This window comes from Bacillus sp. FJAT-22090 (genome assembly GCF_001278755.1).
Taxonomy (GTDB): domain Bacteria; phylum Bacillota; class Bacilli; order Bacillales_A; family Planococcaceae; genus Psychrobacillus.
The window spans coordinates 3847635-3860348 of the sequence record NZ_CP012601.1; the positions used below are offsets into that span (position 1 = coordinate 3847635).

Sequence of the window (12714 nt, forward strand, 5' to 3'; positions counted from 1 at the left end):
CTCTCTGTTAAGTACAAGAGAGGAGTTTAATGTTTCTATCCACTTACTACTGAGTCCACCACATCTGACTGATAGAATCTTTCACAATAATCGGCTTTAAGTTTTCGACTGCTTTTGTAAAACCTTCTTCAATCGACATTAATCCATCCTCATGTTCGATACTTACAACATAATCATACCCATAAAGTCGTAGAATACTAATAATGTCTGCCCATGTTTTTTGATCGTGCCCAAAACCAACGGATCTAAAATACCATGCACGGTCACGCATATTCGCGTAGTCGGTCATATCCGTCAGACCGTTTCGGTTCATGTTTTGCTGATCGATAATTGTGTCCTTTGCATGGAAATGATGGATGGCATTCTCACGTCCAAGTATTTTTATCGCTTCCATTGGGTCAATACCTTGCCACCACATATGGCTAGGGTCAAGGTTAGCGCCAATCATTGGACCACAGGCTTCTCTTAAGCGCAATAGTGTAGCGGGAGTATGTACAGAGAATCCTCCATGTAGTTCTAATCCAATCTTTACGTTAAGTGATTGTGCTAAATCATTTTTTTCTTTCCAGTACGGAATCAGTTTTTCTTCCCATTGCCATTTTAATACTTCTTGGAAATCATGTGGCCAAGGGGCTACTGGCCAGTTAGGATAAAGGGCATTTTCATGGTCTCCTGGACATCCTGAAAATGTATTAACTACTGGAACGCCTAGCTTGGATGCTAGATGAATGGTTTTTACAAACAATTCATCAGCGGGATCTGCGATTTTTTTCTGTGGATGGAGTGGGTTTGCATGGCAGCTTAGAGCACTGATGATTAATCCGTGGTCGCTAATTTTTTGCTTAAAGCTCTGCAATTTCTTGTCATCATTTAAAAGTTCATCCACTTTACAATGAGCATCGCCAGGATATCCTCCTGTACCCAATTCAATAGCTTCTATACCTTTAGAGGAAACATAGCTTAACATGTCTTCAAAATTTTTATCAGAGAAGAGTACGGTAAAAACACCTAGTTTCAATAAAACAACCTCCCTTAGTTATCAGAATTTACAGTAATGTAAACCGTTACATTACTAACATATATAAAACATTCAAGTAAATCAATAGATTTTTATAATAAAAAATATATATTGACGCATAATTCGGAATATAATAACATGTAAATGTAAACGATTTCATTTTTTTCTTTCCATGAAATCATAGAAAGTGAGACTTAGAAAGATGACAAACATCCAACAGGTGGCTAAACAAGCTGGGGTATCTGTAGCGACAGTATCCAGAGTACTCAACGGACAAAATACAGTATCGTCAAAAACACGAATTAAAGTAGAAGAAGCTATAAAGAATTTAAATTATGAACCTAGTATGTTAGGGCGGAATTTAAGAAATTCAGAAAGTAGAATTCTTTTAATATTAATCCCGAGTATATCCAATCCGTTCTATCTAGAAATCATTAAAGGAATTGAAACCGTTGCACTTAGTCAGAATTACAATATCCTGTTATGTGAAACAGATTCCAATCCGGAAAAAGAGAATATTTACTTTGACCTTGTTAGAAAGAAGATGGCGGATGGAATTATTTCAATGGACCCTGCAGTTAATATCGAAACATTAAAAGAGCTAGCTGAAAAGTATTCCATTATTCAATGTAGTGAGTATAACGTCGATAGCGGGATTCCTTATGTGACGATAGATAATGAAGAAGCTTCTTATCGCGCTGTTAAGCATTTGATACAAATCGGCCATAAAAAAATTGCTCTAATGAATTCGGATGATAAATTTCTTTATTCGAGACAGAGGGAAATGGGATATCAACGAGCATTAGAAGAACATGGTATAGCGTTAAACAACGATTATATTCTTTATACAAAACATCTTGGCTTTGAGCACGGACAACAGGCGATGAAAAAGATACTCGCTATAAACGATCGCCCAACAGCGATATTTGCAGTATCGGACCTTTTGGCGATAGGGGCACTAAAAGAAATAAATGCATCTGGATTACATGTACCAAATGATATAGCAGTAATAGGCTTTGACAAAATTGATTTTTCGAATATGACAAACCCTACGCTCACAACGATTGCTCAGCCTATGTATAAGATGGGTACGGTGGCGGCGGAAATGTTAATCGATAAGATCAGAGGAAATGATGTGGATAATGTCATATTGAACCATGAATTAGTCATTCGGGAATCTACATGAGGATAAACAACTAAGATCAGCGCTCTGTTATTAAAAGGGATTAATAATAGAGCGTTGCCCTTAGTTGCTTATGTAATCGATTACAAAAAAGGGGAGCATTCACTAAATTCAAGGGGGAATTGTGTTGAAGAAATTTCTAATCTTATTTTTATCTTTAGTAACAGTCTTTATGATGGCAGCTTGTAGTGATGATACGAATACTGCAGATGGAAAAGAAGATGATACGTTAAAAATCGGTATTTCTTTACCTTCAGCAACACATGGGTGGATGGGAGCACTAATTGATAGTGCGGAAAAGCAAGCAAAAGCTCTTAAAGAAAGCGATGGCATTGAATATGTGATGACAAATGCCGCTGATCCAAACAAACAAGCAAACGATGTAGACGATTTAATCGCACAAGGTGTGGACGTTATCGTAATGCTTCCAATTGAGTCTGCGGCACTTTCTCCAGTGGGACAAAAAATAAAGGATGCTGGAATTCCTTTAGTCATTGTGGACCGTGAGCTTGAAAATGATGCGGCTACAGTTGTTGTTAAAGGGGACAATGAAGGGATCGGAGTAAATGCTGGCAAGTACTTTGTGGAAAAATTAAATGGAAAAGGTAAGGTAGTAGAAATTTCTGGCCCACCAAGTTCAGTTACAGAACAACGCGGATCAGGTTTTAAAGAAGCGATGGAAAATGCAGAAGGAATGGAAATCATCGCTTCACAGAGTGGTGACTTCTCTACTGAAAAATCATTAGAAGTGATGCAAAACATTTTACAAGCACATCCGCAAATAGATGCTGTGTTTACACAAGATGATGGAATGGCGCTTGGTGTACTACAAGCTATTAAAGAAGCTAATCGTACGGACATTCAATTTGTAACTGGTGCTGGTGGCGGTAAAGCGGTATTTGAAGATATCAAAGCAGACGGTCTTATGAAAGCTACTTTCCTTTACTCTCCAACGATGGTGGAAGACGCAGTGAAAATTGCGGCGGATATTGCAAAAGGGAATGAACCAAAAGAGTCGATGGTCGTAAAAGAAGCTACTCAAGTAACAAAAGAAAACGTAGATGAGTTCTATGACCCGGAATCTAAATTCTAAATGAATAACAGGAAATACAATGGTTGTGTAAACAGTTGTTGTATTTCCTCTTTTCCTATATAAGGAGGGATAAATACCATGGCTGAAAATCCTTTTATAAAAATGGAGAACATGAACAAGTCATTTAATGGTGTACCAGTGGTAAAAAATGTGTCTCTTCAGATTGAAAAAGGTGAGATTCATGCATTGTTAGGTGAAAATGGTGCCGGAAAATCCACTTTGATGAATATTTTAGGGGGAGTCCATCAACCGAATAGCGGCACTATTTACATAAACGGTCAAGAAGTCCGGATGGCTAATCCAAGAGTATCTCAAGAACAAGGGATTAGCTTTATCCATCAAGAACTAAACATGGTTTCTGACCTCAAAGTCTATGAGAATATGTTTTTAGGATCAGAACTTCGAAACAAGGTAGGTTTTTTAAAAGTGGAAGAGATGTGTCAGCAAACTCATGAAATCTTATCGAAGCTTGGAGTAGACATCGATCCGAAAGAATACGTTCGAAATTTAGCAACTTCCTATAAACAACTGATAGAAATATCCAAGGCACTGCTTCATAAATCCACGCTTATCATTATGGATGAACCTACAACCTCATTAGCAGAACATGAAGTAAATCGTTTATTTGAATTAATGAAGAACTTAAAGAAATCGGGCATCTCGATTATTTATATATCCCATAAACTAAAGGAAATCAAAGAAGTATGTGACCGTTATACCGTATTACGTGACGGAGAAATGATTAAGACTGGCGATATAGAACAGGAAGACTTAGATACAATCACCAAGCTAATGGTTGGTAAATCTATTTCTCAAAATAGATTTGTACAGGAACATTCATTTGGCCCAACATTGCTAGAAGTGAACAACTTAACAAGTCAAGGTTTGTTTAAAGACATTCATTTTCAAGTGAAAAAAGGGGAAATTGTAGGTTTTACTGGATTAGCTGGAGATGGTAGGACAGAGCTTTTTGAAAGCATATTTGGATATCGAAAAAAATACACTGGTGAGATAAAGATCCATAATCAGTTGGTAAAAATAGATCACCCCCGAAAAGCCGTAAAGGCAGGTATAGGTCTTGTTCCAAAGGATCGAAAAGAAAATGCAATTATTAAAGATTTAAGCGTGATTCATAACATGAGTTTATCTTCCTTAGGAAACTTTGAGAAATCTGGCTTTATCCAAGATAATGACGAACGGGATAAATTTCAACATTATAAGGAACTGCTGAATATCAAAGTACACAACCCTCGTATCACAATCGATAAGTTAAGTGGTGGTAACCAACAAAAAGTAATCATAGCCAAATGGCTTGAAGTAGGGGCAGATATACTAATATTTGATAACCCGACTCAAGGGATTGACGTTGGGGCAAAGCAAGAGATTTATCAGCAAATTGTAGCATTGGCCGAACAAGGAAAATCGGTGATTATATTGTCTTCGGAGGCTCCTGAAGTAATGAGATTATGTCATACAATAAATGTGATGTACCAAGGAGAAATAACAGCAAGGTTTAACGGTGAAGAAGCAACAGAAGAAGAAATTATGCATTATGCAACTGGCTCGAAAAGGGAGGTCGCAACAAGTGGCTAATATAAATGTTAAAGAATATCGTCCGCAAGTGTCAAATGCCAAAAGTCGTCTTACATGGCTATGGTCAGAATATAGCGTCATTATAGCTTTCATTATTATTTTTATCGCATCTTCTATAATGAGTCCAAGATTTTTAGATATGAACAACCAACTTAATATACTTATGCAAGTTTCTATTATCGGAATTGTTGCATTAGGTATGACAGTAGTTATGCTTTCAGGTGGGATCGACTTGTCGGTTGGGTCTGTGCTTGCACTAGTGGGGGTCATTACGGTTCTTGCATTAAATGCGTCAGGTAGTATACTTGTTGGGATTTTCACAGCATTAGTCGTAGGTTCCTTTGCAGGATTCTTGAACGGATTAATGGTTGCCAAAGGAAGGATTGCCTCTTTTATCGCCACATTGGGAATGATGGCATCAGCGCGTTCCATTGCGTTGTATATTGCCGAAGGTGGAAGTGTTTCAGGAGAAGTGCAAGGATTTACTGCAATCGCAAATAATGATTTATGGATATTTGATTATCCTGTTATTATTTTCTTCGTCATGACCGCACTGGTTTATATGTTAATGCACAAGACACGCTTCGGAAGATATGTGTATGCACTTGGAAGTAATGAAAAAGCAGCATTGCTTTCAGCGATTCGTGTGGACCGTATTAAAATTGGTGTCTATAGTTTGGCAGGCTTATTGGTAAGTGTTGCAGCGATCATTGAAACATCCCGCTTAAATTCTATTTCATCTTCAAGTTCAGGAGTTCAATATGAACTAGATGCGATTGCGGCGGTTATTATAGGTGGTACAAGAATGACGGGTGGTCGTGGCAAGATTATTGGGACACTTTTCGGAGTGCTTATTTTAGGTATTCTGAATAACATGATGAATTTAATGAACGTTTCCCCATACCTACAAGGGTTTGTAAAAGGTTTAATCATTATTATTGCAGTAGTATTCCAAAAGAGAGAGTAGGAGGGATCATATGGGGTTAAAAGTAGGCATTATTGGATGTGGATCGATAACAAAATTGCGCCATGCGCCTGAATATAAAGCGAATCCATTTGTGGATGAAATTGTTTTTTATGATCGAAATCCTGAACGTGCAGCAGCGTTAGCAAGCCTGTTCGATGGGACTGTAGTGCAAAGTGTGGATGAATTATTAACCGATCCGACTATACAAGTAATTAGTGATTGTTCTTCGAATGAATTTCATCATATATTTTCTACAAAAGCGTTATTAAATGGAAAGCATGTTTTATGTGAAAAGCCGATCGCCCTTACGATTGAACATGCGAAAGAAATAGTCGATGCCCAAAAGCAATCCGAGAAAAAATTTATGGTAGATCACAATCAACGATTTACTCGCGCGCATCAAAAAGCGAAAGAAATCATAAAAAGTGAAGAACTTGGGAAAGTGCTAACTTTTAGAACAACGTTTGGACACTCTGGACCAGAACAATGGGGAGTGAATAAATCAAACTCCACATGGTTCTTTCAAAAGGAACGTTCTGGACTTGGCGTTGCAGGCGATCTAGGAGTCCATAAAGTGGATTTATTGCATTACTTATTAGATGACGAAATCGAGCAGGTAAGTGCTTTTCAAGGATCGCTAGACAAAGTAAATGAAAACAACGAACCAATAGAAGTGTGCGATAACATCGTCTGTAGCTTAAGAACGAAAAAGGGACGATTAGGGACTGCTGCTTTCTCTTGGACGTACTACGGAGAAGAAGATAACAGCACTATCATCTATTGTGAAAAGGGTATTTTGAAAATCTACCATAGTGATCAATATCAATTAGAAGTAATCACAAAGGATGGGGAGAGGGTACAATATCAACTAGAAAACATCCAAACAAACAACAATCAAACAAATAGTGGTGTGATTGATGCCTTTATTGAATGTATTCGACTTAATCAAACTCCGCTTGTTACAGGGGATGACGCACTATCCTCTCTAAAAGTTATTTTAGGGATTATAGAAGCGGCTGAAACGAATATGGTTGTCACCATTGAATAACAGATGTTGACTACGGTTTCCGTGGCGATTTGGACTGCTCGTTGCTACATAATTATCTAGAGAATAAGAGGGTTGGAGTAAGTGACGTGTTCACTTACTCCAACTCTCTCTTTTAGGTAATCTTGTGGCGAATGCTTGTCCTTCGCGCCACTGCAACCTTGGTGTACATTGTAATTTGGTTTTGGGGAATGAAAGAATCGAAACTATTCTAGTCAGAAAGTAAGTGGCCGAAGATATAATTTCGGCCACTCTTTTCCTTTTTATTAAACGAGGTAACTTCGAACATACAAAGAAATTCTATATGTCACCAATCTTAAATTCAAATCGTTTTTCTGTCTGGAATACTCCTTCGTGAAAAGTTCTTTCCACAAAAGTAATATGATTCTCTTTATCCATAAGTAAAACAGTCGATGAGCGGGTACCATAGTTAGGACTTTTTATAAACAGAGGAGACAGCAATCTTTCCATCTCTAAACCAACACCAGTATTGGGTAGATGTTGATCTTCCGCTGCTGTCTGGTCAGAAATAATATCGAACAATGAATCGATCTGTACCTCAGCTGGACAGGAACGAACATAATCACCTAGTTGTTTCTTACCTTTTGCAACCTTCGGCCAAGGAGTATTCAAAGTATGATTACTCAAACTATGCGTGCCAGGTGGAATTTCATTCATTTCATCTAATATATTGTTGTAGTGAAATAATTGATTGCCGTCACCTATAACTACATTAAAGCCCCCATATTTACCTTTGTTTTTCGCAAGCGTTTGAATAAAATCAACGGAAGCTTCACCATTAGCTAAAAAATCACGCACAATATCCCCTCGTGAAAAACGACCTTTTGCTTCATTAGGATCTCGATAATTCGTTAACGCCGCAAAACGACCGTCTCTTGTCACCCCAAGCCATGTACCCATATGCACCAAATCACGCCCAGCTAAAATACCCGGATAGTCCTTCCAAAAACCAGCTGCCGCTGTTGGTCGCTCATAAAACTCATCCCGATTTGCCACCACAATTAATTTATACACCGGATGCTCCTGAAAATGAAAATTCACTAAGCACATTTCAACTACCCCTTTAAACGTTTTAAGTATTTTAATCATAACATGTGTCAAAAAATTAATACCAGATTTGTGATAGTATCTATATGTATGAGATTGCCTTTAAAAATTAGTATCTTTCCAAGGAGTTTATAACCGACCCAAGTATCAATCAGTAGAACATTATTTGTACAATTGAAATTCTCTTTCGTACTCCATTTACTAACTAAAGTGATCCATTAATTGGTGGTTTTACTCGAATTGATTTAATAAATACTTGGGAGACTCTTAATCTCAATAGTTTAACAAATTAGAAACAGAGGAGTATGTTTGGGTTGGCAGCAATATTAAATTTTAGAAGACCTTTATTTTAAGGAGAGTGACTTATGACAAATGACCGCACACTAATGCTTTATTTCCCTGATGCAAATAACGCATCATCTTTACGAATATTTCAAGATCCTACTAGTCAAATTCGAGGATTTTACTTTACCAAAAGTCAATTGGGTAAAGTCGAATTGTTAGAGTATGCTAATAATCATGCTGTATATTTTTTGTTTTCGGATTCAGATGAATCTAGCGTCTATGTAGGACAAACAGTGAATGGAATTAAGCGCATTAAATCACATTTACGTGAGAAAGACTTTTGGCAGTTTGGAATACTATTTGTTACTGACAACAATAGTTTTGATAAATTGAGTATTGATTATTTAGAGTATTATTTTATTCAAGCGTTCTCAAAAACGCAATATAGCTTAGAGAATCAGGACTTAAGAACAATAGCCCCGAATGTAAATGTTTTTAACCAATCTACTCTCAATTCATTTGCAACACAGATACAATTTTTACTGGAAGCCCTTGGGATTTCATTTAATCCGGTACCTTCAATGGGATGTGATAAACCAGATGATGTCGAGATATTTAATGCCCGAACTCCTTATAAAGCATCAATTCGTCTGGGAGATGGAAAGTTTATACTGCAACAGAATTCTGAAATTAAAGCACCATTAGAACGCACAAAAGAATGGAATGACGGGGGAACATTTTATCAACGTTCATTTAGAAGATATAATCAATTGATAGAATCGGGCAAGGCAATCAAAATTGATGAGAATACAGCTAAGTTAATAGATGATGTGGAATTCAATAGTCCTAGCACTCCAGCAGAACTTTGTTCTGGACGTTCTCAAAACGGGTGGGTATTTTGGATTGGACTAGATGATAAACGAAAGAAAGAGAGTTAATCTAGTAAATAATAATACGAAGGAAGAAACATATCCAGCTGACTGTCTTTCTTTATATTTGTTTCCTATTAGACTATTAAGAACGTATTGTTAGTTAGAAAGAAAATAATGATCAATCAAAGGCAGGATAAATAAAATTCTAACCTTTATTTGGTTCTTAATACAATTAGGGAAGGAATCAACTGCTTTTATTCATCAACCATTATCAAATAAATCCCTTCCATAAATCCGCCGCGTTTTTGTTTCTTGGCTAATCGGATATTTTCTAGTTCATCGAATGTTGCCTCATGGATAGGGAGGGCAGCATGGATTAGTTCCAAGATATCAGCTAGTTCTTCAAGTGCATCTTGTCGGTTCAATGTTTCTTGGAATTCTTTTACTTCTTCAGATAATTTATTTTTGATCTCAGTTAAGTGTTCAGATGAATCTAGAATGCGAGTGGTGAATTTGCTTCCTGATTTTTGGATGACTTGTGGGATTAAGTCTCGGACTAGTTTGTTGTATACTGGCATTTTTTTGCCTCCAGAACTTTTTCTATTTGAATCTATCATATCTTTTTTTCAAAATACTGTCTCCTCATAGCAGAAATAGAATGTCTGAGAGATTTTTAGGGTTACATCCTTGTAAAAGTAAAAGAGCTGCTGAAATTGTATCTTCGGCAGCTTACATTCAATATTAAAAAAATTCCTTTTCATTCATTCCCAAAACCATTAGCACAAGATCTCTAAAGGTTTCAGAGGAGCGGCGTACAAACGTCAGCCATAGGATTACTGGAAAGAAAAAGAGGGCGAAGTGACAAGGTCACTTCGTCCTCTTTTTCATTTTATCTGTAAAGGTATAGCAGATGAACAGTCCAAAGCGACCCGGAAACCGAATGGCCGCTTGTGTAATTAAATCATACTTTTTACTACTTTAGACATGATCGAACCGTCTGCTTTACCAGCAAGTAACGGTTTTGCAATTTTCATTGCGTCACCCATGTTCATCCCTTTTGTAACACCTGCTTCTGTTAGGAGCGCTACAATCTCTTCTTCACTTAATTGTTTCGGTAAGAATTTTTTTAATAGAACTAATTTCGCTTCTTCTTTTTCTATTAGGTCTTCACGTTTCGCATTCTGCGCGCCTTCTAATGCTTGATTTGTCTGTTTAATTTCACGATTTACAATAGCGATTTCTTCTTCTGGAGTTAGGCTTGAACCTTTTTCCTTCTCAGCTGTATCCAGTGCTGATTTTAAAAGTGTCATTACCCCTTTTGAGAGCACATCTTTTTCTTTCATCGCACGTTTTAGTTCTTCGAATACTGTAGTTTTTAACATAATTTTCATTCCACTCTCTTTCATTTATTCGATTTATCTTTTCTGCATTCTCAATCATTCCTTGTTATTATACCAATAAATCGTTACATAGCTTGCCAATGGCATCTTCACAAAGAAAAGAGCTATTAGAATTAAGAAAAAGCTACGTCTTTTGTTTCCTTGGTGTCAGCAAACCACCGCAATACTTGATTGTGGTGATTAATAATTTGTTGTGCAGTCAATTCCTCTGAGTCCCATGTACTATGAGCATCTGTTACTAGCGTAATATCATAGCCTAAGCTATAGGCATTTCTGCAAGTTGTGTCTACGCATATTTCCGATTGGATCCCGACAAGGACTAGGTGCTCAATCTGTTGTTTTTGAAGTTCTTCTTGTAAATTCGTTTTATAAAAGGCATCAGGTGTTGTCTTTTGAATAATGATGTCCGTGAGGTTAGGTTTTATTTCAGGGTGAATTTCCCATAATTTAGAACCATTTTCTAGGTAAGTGTTGTTGTGCTGTATATAAAAGATGGGAATGTGATAATCGCGTGCATTTTCTAAAAGGTGCTTGAGTTTGATTATAAGCTTGGTCGAGTTAAATACAGGATTTTCATCTTGAAACATACCGTTTTGAACATCAATCAACAAAAGGGCAGTTTTTTTCATATCGTTCTCCTCCTAGCATCTTGTTATTGTTAATTATAGATTGGTAGCTTTAGGAATACAAACGAGTGTAATAATAGTAATTATCCTTTTCTATTCTACATAGTATCGATAAAATAATGGATACTATAGTTGTAAGCAAAAAGGAGTGATACTTATGGCAATGTGTCCTTTATGTAATTCATTAAAAGAACTAGAAGTTTCTTGCCCAGAATGTAATACTCGGTTAGATGACTCAGGGAAGGTATCCGATTTTTTAGATCCGTATGGACATTATAACGATGAAGAAACTGTAAAAATGGGTGACGGTTATCCGAATACTGGCCTAGAGTCTCTTAAAAGGCGGTGTAATGGTTTATTTCAGAACGAAATAAAAAACGTTTTTCTAGCAACTAACGATAAAAAAGAAAATCTGAAGGTTTTTTTATATAAGTGAAGGGATTCATTATTTAGCTCTTTCTAATTTACCATGCTAATATTGTGGTATCAGGATTCTAAGAAAGAGGCTAAAACTTATGGAGTGTAGAGTGATTGGTATGTGGGGAGGATTCCCTAAAAAGAATGGCCCTTGTTCGGGATACTTAATTCAGCATGAAGGGTTTTCGTTATTAATTGATTGTGGAAGTGGTGTATTAACGGAATTACAAAATTATATAGATTTAAATGAAATAAATCATGTCATTCTAACCCATTATCATTATGATCATTATAGTGATATAGGAGCGTATTTATTTTCTAGACTAGTGAATACACAGTTAGGTAGAGCTGACGAAGAGTTATGTGTTTATGGGCCAGAAGACGAGTGGATGCAAAAGCAGGTAGAGGATATTGCGTATTCTCGATTTACTTCATTTAACGAAAAGAGTAAGTTCGAAATTGGACCGTTCATATGTACATTTATGAGAAATATCCATCCAGTAGAAACGTATAGTATAAAAATTGAATGTGACAATAAAAGTATAGTTTTTACATCTGATACTAGCTTTAAGCATGACTTAATTTCATTTGCAGCTAATAGCGATCTTCTTATTACTGAATCTAGCTTGTACGAAGGAATGGACGGAGTAGGTTCGGGACATATGACGTCCAAGCATGCAGGGATACTAGCATATCAATCAAGTGCAAAAAAAGTGTTATTAACACATCTTCCACACTACGGTGATTTAAACGATTTATTAGATAGTGCGAAAAAACAAGGAAATCAAAACATTGAGTTAGCAGAGCCAGGAATGTTTATAGAATTATAAAAGCGGATAGAATGAATGTTTTTTTGCACGGACTGCCATTTTTGATACAGTATGAAAATACATTATTTAGCAGCCAGTTGACGGTATATTACCGGCGACTGGCTTTATGTAATTCATTAAAAGAATTAGAAGTTTCTTGCCCAGAATGTAATACTCGGATAAATGACTCAGGGAAGGTATCCGATTTTTAGATCCGTATGGACATTATAACGATGAAGAAACTGTAAAAATGGGTGATGATTATCCGGATACTGCGAGGGATCAAATTTGTCCTCATCTGGTGGTCTGTAATAATTGTGGATACGATGTGGTGAAGT

At 36.6% G+C, this 12714-nt stretch carries 13 protein-coding genes; 8 read left to right on the forward strand and 5 right to left on the reverse strand.

What is annotated here, in order from left to right:
- Positions 1–46: 46 nt before the first annotated feature.
- Complete coding sequence (locus AM499_RS19430) at positions 47–1018, reverse strand: sugar phosphate isomerase/epimerase family protein (protein ID WP_053591740.1); 972 nt, start codon at positions 1016–1018, stop codon at positions 47–49.
- A gap of 187 nt (positions 1019–1205) precedes the next feature.
- Here AM499_RS19430 and AM499_RS19435 point away from each other — a divergent pair, with 187 nt between their 5' ends.
- The 5 genes from AM499_RS19435 (at position 1206) to AM499_RS19455 (ending at position 6902) form a co-directional block, all read left to right on the forward strand.
- A complete protein-coding gene (locus AM499_RS19435) occupies positions 1206–2204 on the forward strand; it encodes a LacI family DNA-binding transcriptional regulator (protein WP_331457268.1) in 999 nt (332 codons plus the stop codon).
- A 121-nt stretch (positions 2205–2325) separates the two neighbouring features.
- Positions 2326–3294, forward strand: a complete 969-nt coding sequence (locus tag AM499_RS19440) for a substrate-binding domain-containing protein (RefSeq protein ID WP_231687496.1) — start codon at positions 2326–2328, stop codon at positions 3292–3294.
- A gap of 78 nt (positions 3295–3372) precedes the next feature.
- Positions 3373–4887: a sugar ABC transporter ATP-binding protein gene (locus tag AM499_RS19445; protein WP_053591743.1), complete on the forward strand. Its 1515-nt coding sequence runs from the start codon at positions 3373–3375 to the stop codon at positions 4885–4887.
- The gene (locus tag AM499_RS19450) at positions 4880–5854 is read left to right on the forward strand and encodes an ABC transporter permease (protein WP_053591744.1); all 975 of its coding nucleotides are present in this window, start codon (positions 4880–4882) and stop codon (positions 5852–5854) included. The genes AM499_RS19445 and AM499_RS19450 overlap by 8 nt, the downstream gene beginning before the upstream one ends.
- Positions 5855–5864: 10 nt before the next feature.
- On the forward strand, positions 5865–6902 hold the full coding sequence (locus tag AM499_RS19455; RefSeq protein ID WP_053591745.1) for a Gfo/Idh/MocA family protein: 1038 nt from the start codon (positions 5865–5867) through the stop codon (positions 6900–6902).
- Positions 6903–7199: 297 nt separating this feature from the next.
- Here AM499_RS19455 and AM499_RS19460 read toward each other — a convergent pair whose 3' ends face one another.
- Complete coding sequence (locus tag AM499_RS19460; RefSeq protein ID WP_053591746.1) at positions 7200–7970, reverse strand: NRDE family protein; 771 nt, start codon at positions 7968–7970, stop codon at positions 7200–7202.
- Between the two features lie 362 nt (positions 7971–8332).
- Here AM499_RS19460 and AM499_RS19465 point away from each other — a divergent pair, with 362 nt between their 5' ends.
- Entirely contained in the window at positions 8333–9190 is an 858-nt protein-coding gene (locus AM499_RS19465) for a GIY-YIG nuclease family protein (RefSeq protein WP_053591747.1), read from the forward strand.
- Positions 9191–9378: 188 nt separating this feature from the next.
- Here the strand turns inward: AM499_RS19465 and AM499_RS19470 are convergent, their stop codons facing one another.
- From AM499_RS19470 to AM499_RS19480, 3 genes are all read right to left on the reverse strand, one after another.
- Complete coding sequence (locus AM499_RS19470; RefSeq protein ID WP_053591748.1) at positions 9379–9702, reverse strand: nucleoside triphosphate pyrophosphohydrolase; 324 nt, start codon at positions 9700–9702, stop codon at positions 9379–9381.
- Positions 9703–10080: 378 nt separating this feature from the next.
- Positions 10081–10506: a GatB/YqeY domain-containing protein gene (locus tag AM499_RS19475; RefSeq protein ID WP_053592299.1), complete on the reverse strand. Its 426-nt coding sequence runs from the start codon at positions 10504–10506 to the stop codon at positions 10081–10083.
- A gap of 131 nt (positions 10507–10637) precedes the next feature.
- Positions 10638–11153, reverse strand: coding sequence for a cysteine hydrolase family protein (locus AM499_RS19480; protein WP_053591749.1), 516 nt, complete (start codon positions 11151–11153; stop codon positions 10638–10640).
- Between the two features lie 154 nt (positions 11154–11307).
- Here AM499_RS19480 and AM499_RS19485 point away from each other — a divergent pair, with 154 nt between their 5' ends.
- Together AM499_RS19485 and AM499_RS19490 are read left to right on the forward strand one after the other, a co-directional pair.
- Complete coding sequence (locus AM499_RS19485) at positions 11308–11586, forward strand: hypothetical protein (RefSeq protein ID WP_053591750.1); 279 nt, start codon at positions 11308–11310, stop codon at positions 11584–11586.
- Between the two features lie 79 nt (positions 11587–11665).
- A complete protein-coding gene (locus AM499_RS19490) occupies positions 11666–12397 on the forward strand; it encodes an MBL fold metallo-hydrolase (protein WP_053591751.1) in 732 nt (243 codons plus the stop codon).
- Positions 12398–12714: the final 317 nt, after the last annotated feature.